At 41.2% G+C, this 18,761-nt stretch carries 13 protein-coding genes and 1 tRNA gene; 10 read left to right on the top strand and 4 right to left on the bottom strand.

From position 1 onward, the window contains the following. Positions 1-4: 4 nt before the first annotated feature. From MB09_RS11990 to MB09_RS11975, 4 genes are all read left to right on the top strand, one after another. Positions 5-985, top strand: a complete 981-nt coding sequence (locus tag MB09_RS11990) for a YitT family protein (protein ID WP_045081165.1) — start codon at positions 5-7, stop codon at positions 983-985. A 46-nt stretch (positions 986-1,031) separates the two neighbouring features. Then, a tRNA-Val gene (locus tag MB09_RS11985) sits at positions 1,032-1,106 on the top strand. 410 nt (positions 1,107-1,516) lie between these two features. After that, positions 1,517-1,798, top strand: a complete 282-nt coding sequence (locus tag MB09_RS15795) for a phage tail protein (RefSeq protein ID WP_052671374.1) — start codon at positions 1,517-1,519, stop codon at positions 1,796-1,798. A 2-nt stretch (positions 1,799-1,800) separates the two neighbouring features. Then, positions 1,801-2,217, top strand: a complete 417-nt coding sequence (locus tag MB09_RS11975) for a phage tail protein (protein WP_052671373.1) — start codon at positions 1,801-1,803, stop codon at positions 2,215-2,217. A 2-nt stretch (positions 2,218-2,219) separates the two neighbouring features. Here MB09_RS11975 and MB09_RS11970 read toward each other — a convergent pair whose 3' ends face one another. Together MB09_RS11970 and gldJ are read right to left on the bottom strand one after the other, a co-directional pair. Continuing rightward, on the bottom strand, positions 2,220-3,500 hold the full coding sequence (locus MB09_RS11970; RefSeq protein ID WP_045081163.1) for a UDP-N-acetylmuramoyl-tripeptide--D-alanyl-D-alanine ligase: 1,281 nt from the start codon (positions 3,498-3,500) through the stop codon (positions 2,220-2,222). 71 nt (positions 3,501-3,571) lie between these two features. Then, positions 3,572-5,242: a gliding motility lipoprotein GldJ gene (gene gldJ / locus MB09_RS11965; protein ID WP_084709107.1), complete on the bottom strand. Its 1,671-nt coding sequence runs from the start codon at positions 5,240-5,242 to the stop codon at positions 3,572-3,574. A gap of 224 nt (positions 5,243-5,466) precedes the next feature. Between gldJ and porU the strand changes: the two genes are divergently transcribed. The 6 genes from porU (at position 5,467) to MB09_RS11935 (ending at position 15,034) form a co-directional block, all read left to right on the top strand. Further along, positions 5,467-9,324 (top strand): type IX secretion system sortase PorU, encoded by a 3,858-nt coding sequence (porU, locus tag MB09_RS11960; protein WP_045081161.1) that lies wholly within the window; start codon positions 5,467-5,469, stop codon positions 9,322-9,324. 34 nt (positions 9,325-9,358) lie between these two features. Further along, positions 9,359-10,528, top strand: a complete 1,170-nt coding sequence (gene porV / locus MB09_RS11955) for a type IX secretion system outer membrane channel protein PorV (RefSeq protein ID WP_045081160.1) — start codon at positions 9,359-9,361, stop codon at positions 10,526-10,528. Between the two features lie 104 nt (positions 10,529-10,632). After that, the gene (gene cdd / locus MB09_RS11950) at positions 10,633-11,115 is read left to right on the top strand and encodes a cytidine deaminase (protein WP_045081159.1); all 483 of its coding nucleotides are present in this window, start codon (positions 10,633-10,635) and stop codon (positions 11,113-11,115) included. 347 nt (positions 11,116-11,462) lie between these two features. After that, on the top strand, positions 11,463-12,461 hold the full coding sequence (pdhA, locus tag MB09_RS11945; RefSeq protein WP_045081158.1) for a pyruvate dehydrogenase (acetyl-transferring) E1 component subunit alpha: 999 nt from the start codon (positions 11,463-11,465) through the stop codon (positions 12,459-12,461). A 110-nt stretch (positions 12,462-12,571) separates the two neighbouring features. Beyond that, positions 12,572-14,299 (top strand): pyruvate dehydrogenase complex dihydrolipoamide acetyltransferase, encoded by a 1,728-nt coding sequence (locus tag MB09_RS11940; RefSeq protein ID WP_045081157.1) that lies wholly within the window; start codon positions 12,572-12,574, stop codon positions 14,297-14,299. A 54-nt stretch (positions 14,300-14,353) separates the two neighbouring features. After that, the gene (locus MB09_RS11935; protein WP_045081156.1) at positions 14,354-15,034 is read left to right on the top strand and encodes an SDR family NAD(P)-dependent oxidoreductase; all 681 of its coding nucleotides are present in this window, start codon (positions 14,354-14,356) and stop codon (positions 15,032-15,034) included. On the opposite strand, the gene MB09_RS11930 is transcribed toward MB09_RS11935, so the two are convergent. Further along, on the bottom strand, positions 15,024-16,205 hold the full coding sequence (locus MB09_RS11930) for a PepSY-associated TM helix domain-containing protein (protein ID WP_045081155.1): 1,182 nt from the start codon (positions 16,203-16,205) through the stop codon (positions 15,024-15,026). The genes MB09_RS11935 and MB09_RS11930 overlap by 11 nt on opposite strands. 72 nt (positions 16,206-16,277) lie before the next feature. Further along, entirely contained in the window at positions 16,278-18,659 is a 2,382-nt protein-coding gene (locus MB09_RS11925) for a TonB-dependent receptor (protein WP_045081154.1), read from the bottom strand. Between the last annotated feature and the right edge of the window lie 102 nt (positions 18,660-18,761).

Below are 18,761 nucleotides of genomic sequence, written 5' to 3'. Positions count from 1 at the left end.
ACTTTTGAATCCATTCTTTAAGAATATAATAGTAAACGTAGTAAAAAACCGTCAAAAGCACCGGAAACCGTCCCAGGTTACGGAGCCTTTCGACAAACGCGTAAAAAATCTGGAAGTGGAGGTGATCCACGAGATTTGGGATTTCTTCTATCTTCTTTTAGGGGTTGTTTCGGCAGCCTTTGGACTTAGGGGTTTTTTAATGCCAAACAGCTTTATTGATGGCGGGGTAACGGGTATTTCGTTAATGGTAAACGAGCTTGCAGGTATTTCATTTCCGCTGTTATTGATATGTTTCAATCTTCCGTTTTTGGCCCTGGCATATTTTTCCGTAGGGAGAAGATTTGCAATAAAAAGTGTGTTGGGCATTCTGCTTTTGGCCATTGCCGTTGCGTTGATTCCCTATCCGGTAATGACTGACGATAAAATTTTGGTGGCTTCCTTCGGTGGACTTTTTCTAGGATTGGGTATAGGGTTGGCTATACGGGGCGGCGCCATTATAGATGGCACTGAGATTTTGGCGATATACATAAGCCGAAAGACAAGTCTAACTGTGGGGAATGTAATTATGATATTCAACGTCGTAATTTTCATGACTGCGGCCTATTTCCTTTCCACTGAAATTGCGTTGTACGCGATCCTTACCTATTTCGCGGCCTCAAAAACGGTGGATTTTGTAATTGACGGTATTGAAGAGTTTATGGGAATTACTATTATTTCTGAAAAGAATGAAGAAATACGGTTGGCCATTATTGAGAAAATGGGCCGAGGCTGTACTATTTTTAAGGCCGAAAATGGTTTTGCAAAAGAAGGAGAAAGCCGAAAGCCGGTTGATGTGGTTTATACCGTTATTACGCGCTTGGAAATGAGCAAACTAAAGACCGAAGTGGAAAAAATTGACGCCCAAGCGTTTATGATTATGACCTCGGTGAAGGATGCGCGAGGAGGCATGATCAAAAAGAAACCTATTAAAAAATTCGATAAATAAGTTTCACTTTGGGGTTTCTAATTTGTATTTTGGTGCCTTGAAATTTGGGTCATTAACTCAGTTGGTTCAGAGTGTTACCTTGACAGGGTAGAAGTCACTGGTTCGAATCCAGTATGACCCACAAAACAATATTTGTAGTTAAGTATTCTCCCAGCGCTTTGGGTTTGAATGAAATCGTGTCTTTGCGTGGCACCATACCGGTTTCGCGGATAGTTGCGCGCTCCCTGGACAAGTTTCCAAATTTTTATTCTGAAATCATCTTTCTCTTGGGTTTTCGGCGACCTAAATTTACGTAGTCGTACTTATAGGATTCCAGTATTTTTCTGATTAATATTATAGAATCACTTTTATATTATATAAGATGGCAGGAGAAGCACAGGACCGTATTTAGCCCATACCTAAGTTTTACTTTACGGTACATTTTGAATCACTGGATAATAGAGCTGCATTTCAAGAAGTTTCAGGTTTGGAAATTGGAGAAGCCGGAATAGAAATAGGAGCGATGATAGCAATCAATTCTCTGTCCCAAAAATGTCAAATAGAACTAAAATTGGAAATGTAACTCTACAGAAGGTAATCTTTATAAACGATGACAGTTTCAAAAAATGGTATGACACCATAAAAAAGAATACCGTAAAAAAGGAAACTGTAACCATCCAACTTTTGGACGAAACTGAAAATCCTTTTATGACTTATACTTTACATAAAGCTTGGCCTTCCCAAATCGTCGGAATAGATTTAGTTAATACAGCAGAAGTTGCCGTGAAATCTATAGAGCTCAGCCATGAAGGGTTTTCGATTAGTAACGGATAGCTATGAATAAGTATCCTCCCGTATTTTTTTCCTTTGAACTCAGTTTTCGTGATAATACCGAAAAGGACAGGATTGTTTTTAAGGAATTATCTGGGGTTTTAATGGAATTGGAGGATATTTCAGATAACAGCATACAACAGCACGTGCCTACTTCTGCTAAATTCTCAAATTTGATTTTAAAGTGCGGGTTGGCGCCTAAGGATTCTGAGATTGTAACTTGGTGTTTAGGAACCTTAAATGGTAATTCAGCAGATTCCGTGGAAACCAAAGATATAGTTGTTAACTTATTGGATGAAGCCGGGAACGCCCATAAGTCCTGGAGTTTTATAAAGGCTTGGCCGGTAAAATGGACAATTTCAGATTTAGAAAATAATCTTGTTATAGATAATCTGGAGTTTGCCTATAGCTTTCTTGAATAGGCTTAAATAACGTCCAAAATTCTTTCCAAAGCCATTCCGCGGGAACCTTTTATAAGGATAGTTGCATTCTTCGGATTTTCCTTTGCGAGTGTCTTCTTTAACTCGTCAAAGGTTTCAAATTGTTTAATGTGCGACGCAGGATTCGATGTTTTAAAGAAATTGATTCCTATTAAATAAACGCTTCCAAAGGGGTTTTCTGCCAAGAAATCAACGATATTTTGGTGTTCTTTTTCGGCATCTTTTCCCAGTTCAAACATGTCTCCCAAAAAGAGAATCTTGTTCGCCCCCGCCGTTTGTTTGAAATTTTCCAGAGCGGCCAGCATGCTGGTTGGATTGGCGTTATAGGCATCCATTAAAATGTTGTTGGAGCCTTTGGCAATTACTTGAGAACGATTGTTTGATGGAATATAGCTTTCAATGCCCGCTTTAATTTTTTCAGAAGATACCTGAAAATAGGCGCCTATCGCAATAGCTGCGGAAAGATTTACAAAATTATACGCTCCCACGAGATTACTTTGAATTTTTGTATCACCGAAGGCTACCAAAAGGTGATGGGAACTGTCCAATAATTGAATGTTGAAGTCACTCTGGGCAGTTCCAAAGGTTATTCTATCAATCCCTGTGGAGTTTTCCATTTGCTTAGGGTCACTGGCATTGACAAAAACTTTCTTATTGTTTTGTTTTAGAAATTGATAGAGCTCTGTCTTGCCCTGAATCACGCCCTCCAAACTTCCAAAACCTTCCAAGTGGGCCTTTCCGAAATTTGTAATATATCCGTAATCTGGTTTGGCAATTTCGCTCAATAATTTTATTTCGCCCAAATGGTTTGCGCCCATCTCAACAATGCCAAGTTCAGTTTGCTTATCCATTTTTAGCAGCGTTAAGGGTACACCTATATGATTGTTCAAATTTCCTTGGGTGGCCACAGTATTGAATTTTTGGGAAAGCACTGCATTTATTAATTCCTTGGAAGTGGTTTTCCCATTACTGCCCGTAAGCGATATGATTGGAAGATTTAAATATTTTCTGTGAAAACTGGCCAACTGCTGAAGTGCCAAAAGTACGTTTTCAACTAAAATTGTTTCCCCGTTCGTTTTGTGAAAAGCGGCCTCATCGATTACCACTTTGAAGGCGCCCTTGTCTAAAGCTTCCTGCGCAAAAAGATTTCCATTGAAATTTTCACCCTTTAGAGCAAAATAAAGGGAGTTCTTATAAATTTTCCGGGTGTCGGTACTTATGCCGCTACTCTGTAAAAAATAATGGTGGAGGGATGGTATATTCATAAAATAAATATACTAAAAAACCCTCCGAAGCTGTATGCCAAGGAGGGTTGTTTTTATTTTTTTCTAAATTTCTAATTACGTGGACGTTTTCCTTTTTTGGATTTTGAACCTACACGGCTCATAGCACATCTAAACCCAATATAGTCTGTTGCCATATCCTGAGGGAAATAACGTCTTTGCGCCGGATCCAGCCAGTAATCGCGATCTCTCCACGATCCTCCTTTATATACACGAACTTCATTGTCAACCAAAGTAGTTCTGTTTGAAGATTTGTCATACTGACGATCTAAGGCGCCTGTACTATCTGCATACACTTTTTGTATAGGTGAATTGTACATACGGTTAGTGCCTTCGGTCTCGCTGTCCTCATCGGCAAAAGATTGATAGTAACGTGATGATCGCTTGTCGCCATCGCGGTAGTCGCGGTTATCGCTTTGAGAGAAATTTGTTCTCAAATAGGTTTCGTTTTCATCAACTGGTACCTGAAGGATTTCTCCCGGCAAGTTGCGCGCTACGATTTTTCCATTGCTCAGCGTGTCGTAAATGATGGAATCCATGGTAACCACTCTTACCTTTCCGTCTTCACCAATTGAGTTCTTAGTGTAAACGTTTCCACGGTAATAGTTAAAATCATTAAATTCATCATCAACTATAGGGCGGTAAACGTCTGCTACCCATTCCGCAACATTACCTGCCATATCGTATAGTCCGAAATCGTTTGGTTCATATGATTTCACCTGGGCGGTAATATCGGCTCCATCATCACTCCATCCAGCTATCCCACCATAATCGCCATCACCTTGCTTGAAGTTTGCCAATTGGTCGCCACGCGATCTTCTCTTCCCGGAACGAGTATATTGTCCATCCCATGGGTATTTTTTCTTTCCTCTATAAACATTGTAGTTACGAATGCCAACCAGGCCAAGTGCTGCATATTCCCATTCCGTTTCAGTAGGAAGGCGGTAGGCAGGCAGTAAAAGACCATCCTCGCGACCTATGTACAGATTGGTGCTGTCTTTGCTTCTTTTCGCGATGGATTCAGATTTTTTTCCGCCACGGGTAATGGAATCATTGCCGCCGTAAGTGAGGGTAGGGGCATTCAAATAGGTTTCGGTACTGAAGGTTTCTCCTGGCTCCACGTCATAACGGGCATTCCGTGCGGTAATACCGTTTGTTTCCAAAACCATTTCGTTAACGCGGTCCGTTCTCCAGTTACTGAACTCAACGGCTTGCACCCAACTCACGCCTACCACAGGGTATTCTGCGTATGCGGGATGACGAAGGTAGTTGTTTGTCATAACCTCATTAAAACCTAGGCGGTTTCTCCAAACGAGCGTATCTGGAACTGCACCTTCATAAATTTTGCGATAATTTTCATCAGATGGAGGGAAAACTTTCTTTAACCAATCTAAGTATTCAAGATACATTAGGTTGGTGACTTCGGTTTCGTCCATATAGAATGACTGAACGTGCTGTTGGTTTGGGGAATTGTTCCAGTCGTGCATGGGGTCGTCCTGAACTCTTCCCATGGTAAAGGTTCCTCCTTCAACAAACACTAGGCCGGGGCCTGTTTCCTGTTCTTTAGACTCTGGGTTATACTGAAATCCGCCCTCTTTGGCGTTCATTTTCCAGCCAGTGGCGCGCGAGCTGTTTTTGTAGTCTCGAGATTTGTTGCAGCCCACAAAAAGGGTGGCCGCTATTACAGTAACAAATAGCTTTAATGCTAGGTTTTTTCTTAACATCATAGATTCAAATATGATAAAATTGGGTTCGCAATATAGTAATTAACGACAAAAACACAATAATATTTTGTTATTATTGCGCTGTGGGGTTTTAAAAGGTTTTTACTACCAATCCCGTATGCAAACGTATTAGTTTTAAAATTATTATCCTAATACTATGTTAGTGAAAAAGTTTATAAAAGTTGGCTTATACTAAGTGTATATTTGAAGCGTTATTGGTACTAATGAGAAAAGCGATACTTCTTTTTATTTTAATTGCGATGCCTTTGATTGGAAAGGCGCAGTCCAAAAGTATAACCATAGATTGGGGAGGCCAGAATCCTGCAATTAGCAGCACTGATGGCGCAAATAAAACCGCGATATCTGCCAAGCAGAAAGCGCTGGAAGCTTTGAAGCTGCAGGCGAACAAGGAAAGGGTTAGTTACCAAACCCATTGGGAGGATGCTGGTTTTGCCGATAAAGGTTCCGTAAGGATTACTGATGTGCAGTACGGCACCGTTTCTTCGGAAGAATTAAGCAAGATAAATACCGATCTTGTTCCGGGCGAACTGGAATACTCCATTGGCAGTAACCGCTCGCGGGAAAAACTTTATACCGTCCTTAAAATTTCACCTATAGTGAAAACTTCCGGAGGCTACCGCAAGGTGTTGTCTTTTAATGTGGCCTATCGCTATGGTCCGCTATGCGCAGATTATACTCCGCCAATTACAAATTCTGTTCTGGCCACAGGACAGTGGTTTAAATTTAAGGTTGAAAAAACAGGCGTCCATAAAATAGATAAGGCATTTCTGAACAGTTTGGGGATGAATACCGATGCAATAAACCCCAGAAACCTTAAAGTGTATGGATTTGGTGGAAAATCGTTACCATTGTTAAATTCGGAAACTAAATTTTTCGACCTTCCGGAAAATGCCATCCAGGTAGTGGGAGAGGAAGACGGTTCTTTTGACGGAGGAGATTATGTTCTCTTTTACGGCACCAACACGGAAGGCTATGTGGAGGAAAACGATTCCAATTTAAACCCGTATAGCAACGACTCATATTATTATATCACCGCCGATGGAGCCCCGGGCAAACGCGTTCGGGCTATGGTAGAACCCACAGGGGCTACGGAATTTACAATAAATGAGTTTGATGATTATCAATTTCATGAAAAAGATGAAGAGAATCCCACTAAACTGGGAAGAATGTGGTTCGGCAATCGGTTTGATATTGAAAGTGAACAAAGTTTCACCTTTGAATTTCCGAATATCGTAGCGGGAAAGCCCATGAAACTTACCATAACCTCCGCGGCGGCTTCTGAAAGCAACACTTCTATGGCGGTTACCGTAAACAGTACGAGTCTGGATCCTATAAATTTTCGTTTGTTGGGGGAGGGAGGTCTGCTGGATATAGATACCTATTATAAGGAAATTCCCGCAAATAGTGAGACCGTTCAGATTGATTTAAAATATAACAACGCCGGCAATCCTTCAAGCATTGCTTATCTGGACTATATAGCTATATGGGCGGTTAGAAAGCTGAGCGGAGTAGATAGCCAGTTCAACTTTAGATATAAGGCTGCCACAACCCTAGCTGGTATTGGCGAATATCAAATTAGTAACGCTTCGCAGATTTCACAAGTATGGGATGTTACGGATATGCAATTCATTACCTCCAAACAAAACGAGGGGAACGCTTCCACTTTTAGTTTTAAACAGACCTTGGGGGAGGTTCGCGAATATGTCGCCATTAATCCGAATAATTATTTCGCACCGGTAAAGATAGCGCAGTCTGCAGTGCAGAATCAAAATTTAAAAGGTACCATTTTTAAGGATGCCTCAGGAAATTTCCAAGATGTAGATTATCTTATTATCACCGCCCCATTCCTTATCCAGCCTGCCTTAAGATTGGCCACTTATCACAAAAATCTTCAGGGGTTGAATGTGAAGGTAGTTACAACAGATAAAATTTATGAAGAATTCAGCTCTGGCCGGCAGGAGATCAGCGCCATACGAAACTTTGTGCGCTATGTGTACAATAACGCCTCGGAAGAATCAAAGAGGGTGAAATATGTGGGCATAATGGGTGATGCCTCCATAGACTATAAAAATAGACTAGCCAATAACAATAATATTGTTCCCACTTTCCAAACCGTAAAAGGAATCAGTATAGCGCAATCCTTTATGTCTGATGATTTCTATGGAAGTATGGGAGAATGCGAAGGCACTATAGGTTCAGAGGGGGGCGATATTGATTTCCTGGATATAGCAATGGGAAGAATAGTTGTGGACAATGTTTCTCTGGCCAATGCCATGGTGGATAAGATAATAAGATACACGTCTGAGACTTCTTACGGCAATTGGAGAAACAATTTTGTGCTAATTTCAGACGATGCCGATAAACGGAGTGATATTGATCTGCAGTTTAATCTGGATGCATTGGGCGATCAGATTTCGGTAGAAAAGCCTTTTATAAACGTAAAGAAAATTCACAGCGATTCATACCAGCAACAGGCCTCTGCGGGAGGAAATAGATATCCCGAAGTAAACGAGGCAATAAAGAATGCCTTTGATGCTGGAGCCATTATTATAGATTATTTTGGGCACGGTGGGGAAGACGGTCTGTCGGCGGAATACATTTACACAAAACAGATGGCCGAAAATTTCAACAACAGCAACAATTTGCCTTGTATGATAACGGTTACTTGTGAATTCACAAAATTTGACAATCCTTTGCGAATCACGGCTGGAGAGCTTACCTATCAAAACAAAAATGGAGGTGCTATCTCGTTGGTCACTACCACCCGGGCAATTTATGTTGACACAGGAGTTGATTTCAATGTGCTTTTGGCAGATGAGCTTTTTGGCTATGGAGTTGATGTGCCCAATACCCCTGCTGAGGGCCTCAGACGTGCCAAAGCAGAGATTGGCAGCGATTTAAGACGTGTAGTTTTTTATATTGGCGATCCAGCAATGCAACTTGCATTTCCTAAGAAAAGTATCCGGTTAACCAAATTGAACGGGGTGCCCATAGGCCAAGCCACCGATACCCTTAAAGCTTTGAGCAAAGTAAAATTTGAGGGAGAGGTGGTTAATGAATCTGGGGCTTTGATGACTAATTACAACGGCATTCTTGAGGCAAAGATTTTTGATAAAAATGTAGAACGGCAAACCTTGGGGAACGATGGTACCCAACGGAATCGAACTGGCCCAGTGGTAATCATGGATTTCATCACATTGGGAGAAGGAATTTTCAATGGCCAGGCCACGGTGGCAAATGGTCTTTTTGACTTTGAGTTTGTGGTTCCGCGTGATATTCAGATTCCAGTGGGAAAAGGTAGAGTAAGCCTATATGCCAAAAGAAACAATGTTTTAGAAGATCAAGCAGGGGTCAACCTAGATTTGGACGTGGGCGGACTCAACGAAAACGCGCCTGAAGATAACGAAGGCCCCTTGATAAAATTATATATGAATGACGAAAGCTTCGTGTCAGGAGGTATCACGGACGATTCACCTATGTTGCTTGCAAAACTGGAGGATCCAAATGGAATAAATACAGCAAGTGGTATTGGCCACGACATAGTTGCGATTTTGGATGGTGATGAGGCCAACCCATTTGTGTTGAATGAATTTTATCAGGCTGATGTTGATGACTATTCCAAAGGAAAGACCACCTATAAATTCCGCGATTTGGAGGACGGACTCCACACCCTAACGCTAAAGGCCTGGGATGTTTATAACAATTCATCAACCGCCGAAATACAGTTTATAGTTGCGGGCAATGACAAACTTGAAATTACGCGGGTGCTAAATTATCCCAATCCGTTTGTAAACTATACCCAGTTTTGGTTCAACCATAACCGTCCGGACGAGACTTTGGATGTGCAGGTGCAAGTGTTTACGGTAACCGGAAAAGTAGTCTGGACCAAAAATGCAACCTTGCCACCTTCCGGTAGCTTTTTATGCCGTGACATAACTTGGGACGGCCGCGATGATTTTGGAGACCGTATAGGAAAAGGTGTTTACGTTTATAAGATAACCGTAAGATCTGCGTTAACCAATCAGCGGGTTGAAAAATTCGAGAAACTAGTAATCCTTTAAAAATTAAAATTATATTTGTCCAAAATTATTTAATATGAAGAAATTATTTATTCCAATTTTATTAAGTTTAGTTGCCTTTAAGGGTATGGCGCAAGATCCGGGTAACGAAAATACAGGAATCGAGAATCGCGTAATCACAACAGGTGTTCCTTTTATTTTGATAGCTGCAGATCCACGTGCAGCAGGTATGGGTGATATAGGGGTTACTACCTCTGCCGATGCTTTTTCACAACAATGGAATCCAGCAAAATACGCCTTCTCTTTATCAAAACAAGGAGTTGGGGTAACATACACTCCTTACTTAAGCAAATTGGTGAACGATATATTCTTAGGAAATTTAACTTATTATAATAGATTGAACGAACGTAGTGCTGTAGCAGCTAGTTTCCGTTATTTCAGTAATGGAGAGATTGAGTTACGCCAAACAGCAGATGAAGAGCCTTTGCTGGTTAAACCAAACGAATTGCTGTTTGACGTTTCATACTCCCTTAGACTTAGCGAGCGTTTTGCAATGGCCGTTGCCGGTAGATATATTCGTTCAGATCTGAAACTTCAAACTGCCTTGGCAGATGCTTCTGCCGCAAATTCATTTGCTGTTGATATTGCTGGATATTACCAAAGTGAAGAAATACCTTATAACGATTTTGACGGTCGCTGGAGAATGGGTTTCAATATTTCAAACATAGGTCCGAAGCTAAAATATGATGAAGTAGGTTCAGAAAGTAACCTGCCAACAAACCTTGCTTTGGGTGGTGGTTTTGATTTTATTCTTGACGAATACAATAAAGTTGGTGTGTCTGCACAAGTTAATAAGCTTTTGGTTCCAACACCTAGCGATTCAAACAACGATGGTTTCATTAATAATGAAGATGATTATTATAACGAAAGCTTTTTCGGAGGAATGTTTTCATCATTTGGCGATGCTCCTGATGGATTTAGCGAAGAGTTAAAGGAATTTACGTGGGCCTTGGGGGCCGAGTACTGGTATCAGGATGTGTTCGCCTTTAGAGGTGGTTATTTCAACGAAAGTGATGACAAAGGTTCTAGAAAATTCGCCTCGTTAGGAGCCGGTTTCCGCTATACCGCAATCAACATTGACATTTCATATTTGTTCTCTACCTCAAAACTGGCAAACAGTCCATTGGACGGAACCCTTCGTTTTGGTTTAACGTTTAACTTTGGCGATACTTACGACGAATATTAATATAGTTAAAAGTTGAGGAGTCTATGGGTTGAGGAGTCAAAGAAGTAAATTATAATATATTAAACATCTAAACTTATCGACTTCTAAACTCATCGACTAAATAAATGAAAAAACAGAAAATTGAAATCAATTTAGAAGTTTTTGAAACCATTTCAGAACTTCCGAAGAACATTCAAGAATTGATGGCTAAGGCGCAGCAAGCACGTGAAAATGCTTATGCGCCTTATTCGCGTTTTAGGGTAGGAGCAGCCCTTCGGCTTGCTTCGGGCCAAATGGTAACAGGCAGTAATCAAGAGAACGCTGCGTTTCCTTCTGGACTCTGTGCCGAAAGGGTCGCGGTATTCAGTGCCGGCGCCACCTTTCCAAACGAAACCATAACCGATCTAGCCATTACCGTGCGCGCCGAAAGCCACGAGGTAACTGAAGCCATCGCTCCCTGTGGAGCTTGCAGACAGTCTTTGGCAGAGTACGAACAAAAACAGAAATCGCCTATCAATATCTACTTCATGGGCGAAACCGGAGATATCATCAAGGTAGCTTCCGTGATGGATTTATTGCCGTTGGGTTTTGATGCTAAATACCTCTAAAGAAAAAAAAGCACCAAATCTCAAGCACCAAATTCCAAACAAAACAAATTCCAAAACCAAAAAAAGCTCAACAATAAAAATTCAAACTTTGAATTTATTATTTTCTGAAATATTAGTTGTCATTAAATAATCTATTAACAACCGAGTTTGTCATTTGTTTTTTTTGAATTTTGAGATTTATTTGTTCCCGATAGCTATCGGGATGGTGCTTTGAATTTGGAATTTAATGAGAATTTGGAATTTATTTGGTATTTGGAATTTGGAATTTGTGATTTAACCTATTTAAGTGCTACTTTTGTTATCCGTTTAATAAATTTTCCCATTCGGGAAAACCATATAGTTGATAGATGAAGAAAATCACCAAAAAAACGTATCTGGATTGGTACGAGAACATGCTCTTTTGGCGCAAGTTTGAAGATAAACTCGCGCAAGTATATATCAATCAAAAAGTGAGGGGTTTTCTCCACCTTTACAACGGTCAGGAAGCTGTTTTGGCAGGCGCACTGCACGCTATGGACCTTTCCAAGGACCGAATGATAACCGCTTACCGAAACCACGTACAGCCTATCGGGATGGGCACCGACCCCAAAAAAGTAATGGCCGAGTTGTACGGAAAAGGTACTGGAACATCGCAGGGGCTAGGAGGATCTATGCACATTTTTGATAAGGAAAATCGCTTTTATGGTGGCCACGGCATTGTGGGCGGACAAATTCCTTTGGGAGCCGGTCTTGCCTTTGCAGATAAATATTTTGACAGGGATTCGGTAACGCTCACTTATATGGGAGATGGCGCGACCCGCCAAGGCTCACTTCACGAGACTTTCAACCTTGCCATGCTCTGGAAGCTTCCGGTGGTTTTTTGTGTGGAAAACAACGGGTACGCCATGGGTACTTCCGTAGCACGGACCGCAAACCATACCGATATCTGGAAACTCGGCCTTGGTTACGAAATGCCCTGCAAACCTGTAGATGGAATGAAGCCGGAAGTGGTAGCCAAGGAAATGGACGAGGCAATCAAACGCGCGCGTCGCGGTGATGGCCCAACGTTTTTGGAATTGCGCACCTATCGCTATAGAGGACATTCCATGAGTGATGCGCAGCATTATCGCACCAAAGAAGAAGTTGCCAAAAAGCAGGAAGAAGATCCGATTACCTATGTGCTTCATCAGATTTATGACAATAAATGGGCAACGGAGGCAGAGATAAAAAAGATTGACCAAAGAGTAAAAGATTTGGTGGAAGAGTGCGAAAAATTTGCGGAAGATTCACCATATCCGGAGAAGAACGTAATGTTTGATGCTGTTTACGAGCAGGAGGATTATCCTTTTTTATCAGATAAATTATAAGAAAAGTTAAGCATTGATCAGCAGATATTATTTGAGAATCGATGGTTTAAACTCCTTTTAAACCAACAGTCTAAAAATCTAATATCTCAAATCTAAAATCTACTAAAAAAATGGCAGAAGTAATAAACATGCCGCGTTTGAGCGACACCATGGAAGAAGGAACGGTAGCAACCTGGCTTAAAAAAGTAGGCGACACCGTAAAGGAAGGCGATATACTAGCTGAAATTGAAACCGATAAAGCCACGATGGAGTTCGAGTCTTTTTATGAAGGCACACTGCTCCACATAGGTATCAAGGAAGGCGAAACCGCCCCGGTAGATGCACTATTGGCGATTATTGGTGAAAAGGATGAAGACATTTCAGATTTGATTGATGGAAAAACTTCCGATACGAAATCGAAAGATGAAGACTCCAAAAAGGAAGAAAAGTCTTCTGAGAAAAAGGAGGATAAAGAGAAAGATGGGAAAGATGATTCTTCCGAAAAGGATTCAAAAGAAAAGAATTCTGAGGAAAAAAATGACAGCGAAGAAGGAGATTCCCGTCTTCACGGGAATGTTCCTGAAGGCGTTGAGGTTATAACCATGCCGAGGTTGAGTGATACTATGACGGAAGGCACCGTTGCCACTTGGCTTAAAAAGGAAGGCGATAAGGTGGAAGAAGGCGATATTTTAGCTGAAATAGAAACCGATAAGGCCACAATGGAATTTGAATCTTTCTATTCAGGCACACTTTTAAAGATTGGTATTGCCGAAGGCGAATCGGCCTCGGTTGATGCCTTGCTCGCTATCATCGGCCCAAAGGGTACAGATGTTTCAGGCATTGCTGAAAACTTTAAAAAGGGGCAAAAATCTTCCGAGTCAGAAGAAAAGGCATCTGAAGATAAATCTTCCAAAGAAGATAAAAAGGAAGAAAAGAAAACTTCAGAAAAAGAAGAAACTAAAAAAGAATCCTCTACCGAAAAGAAATCGGAATCTTCACAAACCTCAAACGAAGGCCGTATTTTCGTGTCGCCTTTGGCCAAAAGACTGGCCGAGGAAAAGGGCATCAATTTGCGCCAAGTGCGCGGAAGCGGCGAAAATGGCCGTATCGTAAAAAGCGATATTGAAAACTATCAACCAGCAGCTGGCGGCGGACAAGCGTATGTTCCCGTAGGCACTGAAAGTTTTGAGGAAGTGAAAAACAGCCAAATGCGTAAGACTATTGCAAAGCGTTTGGCAGAATCAAAATTTACCGCTCCCGAATACTATCTCACCGTGGAGCTGGATATGGACCACGCCATCGCAGCGCGCGAGGCGATAAACGCAGATCCGGATGTAAAAATTTCCTTTAATGACATGATTATAAAAGCCTGTGCGATGGCTCTCAGAAGGCATCCGCAGGTAAATAGTCAGTGGACGCCAGAGGTTACCAAAATTGCAAAACACATCCACATAGGTGTAGCCGTGGCGGTTGACGAAGGGTTGCTGGTTCCTGTTCTGAAATTTGCGGACCAAATGACGTTTTCACAAATTGGCGCACAGGTAAGGGAACTTGCCGGAAAGGCGCGAAACAAGAAAATTACGCCACAGGAAATGGAAGGTAGCACCTTTACTGTTTCTAATCTTGGCATGTTCGGAATAACTGAATTTACTTCCATTATAAACCAACCAAACTCGGCTATTTTATCAGTTGGCACAATTGTTCAAAAACCGGTTGTGAAAAACGGACACATTGCGGTAGGCAATACTATGACGGTGACTTTGGCGTGCGACCACCGCACAGTTGACGGAGCTACGGGTGCGAAATTCCTACAAACGTTGCGACAGTATATCGAAAATCCGGTGACGATGTTCGTATAAATTATTCCTTCGGTAGGCGCGCGAGTAATCACGCGCCTACTTATATACAAAACCATGAAAAACATAATAATCACAGGTACTTCCCGCGGAATTGGGTTTGAGATGGTAAGGCTTTTTTCCGAAGCTGGCTACAATGTTTTGGCGCTTTCGCGAAATTCAAAGCCCATTTCAGATTTAAAGTTGAAGAATGTTACCGCTTTGGAATTCGACATTGCTGATGAATCTGAAATCGTAAAACTTTCGGCATACCTTCAAACCGGAATGAAATCTGTAGATGTTTTGATAAACAACGCCGGGTTTTTGGTGAACAAACCGTTTGCCGAAATCACTTCCGAAGAATTTAAAAGATGTTACGACGTGAACGTTTTTGGCGTGGCTTCCTTGATAAAAACGGTACTTCCTTTTATGAAGAAAGAAGGCCATGTGGTAAGTATCAGCAGTATGGGCGGGGTGCAGGGCAGTGTGAAATTTCCCGGCTTGAGTGCTTATAGCAGTAGTAAAGGTGCAATCATTACACTAACCGAGCTGCTTGCCGAAGAATACAAAGAAACGGGTCCGTCTTTCAACGTTCTAGCTTTGGGCTCTGTGCAAACCGAAATGCTGGAAGAGGCTTTCCCAGGTTTTAAAGCGCCACTTTCGGCAACTGAAATGGCGCAATATATAATGGATTTTTCCCTTACTGGAAACAAGTTTTACAATGGAAAAATATTGCAGGTTTCCAGCACTACGCCTTAATTTTTAATGTGTTCTTCCGCGCTTTTGCGTTGTTGGATTTTTTAGGTTTTTTCTTCAATTTATTTAACCAAATAATGATTCCTGTAACTGGGAGACTTGTTGCAATTAAGCAGGAAATAAAGTAAATAGTCTTCGAAAACCAACCAAAGATCGTCCCCATATGGATTGCTTTAATGGAACTTGCAATCTGCACGTTCAATGGTTTTTCTGAAAAAATTTCTTTTGAAATAATAGTGCCATCGCGATCAATTTTCAGTTCATCAACGGCGGTTTCCAGAAAATCTTCATCGTGGTATTTGCGGATGCTAAAAATATCTTTTTCATCAGCTGGAATTTGAAAAATTGTAGTTCCTTCAAAAGGCAATTCACTTTCCGTGATTTTTATGACTTCGGCAAAATCTACAGTTTCTGAAGAGGGATTTGCTTTGGAATCAATTTTTGGCCCGCCTCCGCGACCTCCAAAAACTTCCGTTCCCAAAACTGCGCTTCCCGCATCTTTGTACCATTCAAAAGACCAAAATAAGCCTGTGAGCGACATAATCATTAAAAATATAGCTGTGTAAAATCCCAGGGTTACGTGCAAATCGTGGTTTACGCGTTTCCATTTTGCGCGCCAAGCTATTTTGAAGCCGGGTTTTAGATGTTTCCATTTCAATTTTTTCAGTTTCTTCTTCGGAAACCAAAGCACAATGCCTGTGATGGAAAGTATCAAAAAAATGATAGTGGCAATACCAACAATCGGTCTTCCGATAGACATATCCAAAAGCAGCCAACGGTGCAATTTAAACATGGTCATAAAAAATCCATCAAGCACATTGGGCTCCGATTTCGTATAAGTTCCATTATATTGATCAACAAAAAAAGTCGTTCCGCGCCTGTCCTCTTTGTTTGTTTTTACCGAAAACTCGTAGGGTTTTGTGGTTTCGGGACTTATGCTAACGCGCATTACTTCGCCTTCGGCTGCGAGGTTTCTTGCCAATGTTTCTATTGGAAAAATTTCGTCTTTTGGGGAAACGGTTATCTCTTCAGAAAAAAGACTTTTTATCTCTTCTTCAAAAGTTAGCACCGTTCCTGTTAAACAAATAATCAGCAGAATGATGCCGCTGCCAATTCCCAGCCAAAGATGGACGTCGTTTATAAACTTTCGGACAGTATATTTTTTTGATTTCATAAAAAGGAAATTTTTAAAACAATATAAAAGGCACAACCTAAGTCATGCCTTTATAAACTAACACTCAAACAACTAAAAATTATAGCGCAGGACTCCTGCAAAGTTTCGTGGATCGGTTTGATTGATATAACTGGTTCTATAAGCGTTGTAACCTATTTTATCGAAAACATTGTTCAGCAAAAATTGAAGACTCCAGTTTTTATTGAATTTGTATTCCGCCTGAAAATTTACCAAGGTGTAGGCTTCTACATCAAAGGGTTTTTGGTTTGGCACAATTCCTTGATGGGTAACAGGTCCCGACGACCAATCGTTAATAGGGCGTTCTCCGGTAAAATACGCACCAGCGCCAACCGAAAGCCCTTCCAAAATTCTATTTCTGAAAGAATAATTGGCATAGGCATTAAAGGTATGTTTTGGAGTATTTAGCGGTGCAGAACCATACACGTAGGAAGTGTGTTCCTTGTATTGCGCATCAATATATGCGTACCCGCCAATCAGCTCCAGATTTTCAAGTGGCCGTCCGGTAAGTTCTACTTCAATACCTTGGCGTTGATCGTTTCCGCCTTTTGCGTAGTATAGAATGTTTGTCCAAGTTTCGTCATAAACAGGAAGGTTTATGTTTTTGTTGTTGATTTTATATAGCGTCAAGTTAAATCGCAGTCGGTCGTTGAGCCAAGTTGTTTTGAAACCCGTTTCCAATTGGTCGTAGCGCTCGTTGCCCAACTCTTCTCCATTTTGACCCAAACGTGAAGCTGTTCGTGGATAGGAACTATTGGTGTATGAAACAAAAACGTTTACATTTTTTATTGGCGAAACGATAATTCCTCCCAGCGGATTAAAAGCATCGCTACGTGTGTTTTCAACTTCTGAAAGCGTTTCGGTTGAACTGTAACGAGCGCCTAAAAATGTTTTCAGCCAAGTATTCCAAGAAATCACATCCTGGGCAACAAAACCTAATGAATTTGTTTTTCCGCCGCTCACATTTGCTTCTCCCAAGGTAACATTCGGCATTCTGTGTTCTATGTTTTGAAAAACATTAATAGTATCTACAACTCCGGCAGATTGGCTGGTAGTGCTAAACCGTGAGGCACGGTAGTCAAACCCAACTTGGAAAGTGTGTTTTATAGAACCTGTGTAAACATCATCCCCAATCAAGTCAAATTGGAGTACACTGTTGTTGTCATCGCGGGTAGAGGTGGAGTAGCTGCGTTGGCGAATATTGTAAATAGGCATTTCATTTTCCTCAATAGTTTTTCCCAAACCGGCACCTTTATCATTCAAGCTTAGTGACGAACTATAGAAAGCTCCTTTTAAAGTAAGTTTCTCGCTTAATTCACGATCCATCCTGATGGCATAGGTAGTATTTTCGGTGATAGAACGATCGTTTTCAAAACCTAAAAACTGTGAATGTGGAAGATCATAAATTGCATTCATATCATTTTCAGCCAAGTTTACGGTGCCCAAATCTGGGGTACGGCTGTCGTAATAATGATCCAATTCTAAAGTTACGGTGGTCTTTTCATTTATTTTCCATTCAAAGGAAGGATTGAAGTAAAAACTTTCCTTTTCCACCAAATCCCTAAAACTATCGGCTCTTTCCAAAGCACCATTTAAACGGAAGGCGATGGTTTTTTCTTTGTTAAGTGGCCCATAAACATCGAATGTAGGACGTATTTGCCCAAAACTTCCTCCGCGCAGACTCACGCTTCCTCCGGTAGTATATTTTGGAGTTTTGGTAACGATATTTATGATTCCGCCGGGACTTCCTAAATCGGTTGCTACGCCTTGGGTAATGGAGGCGGTTCCTTTTAGGACTTGGATGTTATCCACACCCTGCATATCGGTCAATATACCAACACCGCGAAAGTCGGAATGGATCCGTACTCCGTTTTTCAGTATTGGAATCCCCCTAAATCCACGGGACGACATACTTTCCCGTTTATTGCCATAGGTTGCGAAAGTGTAAACGCCCGGTACGTTTTTAGTGGCTTCGGCAATGCTCAAAGCACCTTGATCCTCAATCAATTTTTCTGAAAGCACTGAGATACTCTGGATCTGTTCATAAGGTTTTAGCGGCAATCGGGTGATTGATTCTATTTTGTCGGGATGGTCGTTTCGGTTACCGAAAACCTCCACTTGGTCGAGTTCGTTGTCGTGGGCGAGTTGAAAACTTACTCCATTTAAAACAGGCTCGTTAGGATTTATGGTAATGGTAGAAGCTTTGTAGCCCACGGCGCTCGCCGAAAGTTGCCAAAGTCCGTAAGGTATGTTTTTGATGGTAAACTTTCCGTCGGCATCGGCTGCATTTCCTTTTTTCAGTTCGGGAAGATAAACGCTTGCAAAGGGAATTGGATTATTGTCAACATCTGTTACTGTGCCGTTGATTTCTGTTATTTCTTGTGAAAATATAAACTGTGCGCCCAAGAGTAAAAATAGGGTGGTGATGAATTTCATTTTGTATTATTTTTATTTAGATTGGTTTTAAATTGGATGCAAATCTAAATCGGAAGTTTTGAATTTCAAAGTTTATTTAGAACAGTTTTAAATAATGTTTTC

Origin of the sequence: Aequorivita vladivostokensis, assembly GCF_000952855.1 — a bacterium.
Lineage (GTDB): Bacteria > Bacteroidota > Bacteroidia > Flavobacteriales > Flavobacteriaceae > Aequorivita > Aequorivita vladivostokensis.
The sequence above is the reverse complement of the archived record's forward strand: the minus strand, read 5'-3'. Positions and strand labels throughout refer to the sequence as shown.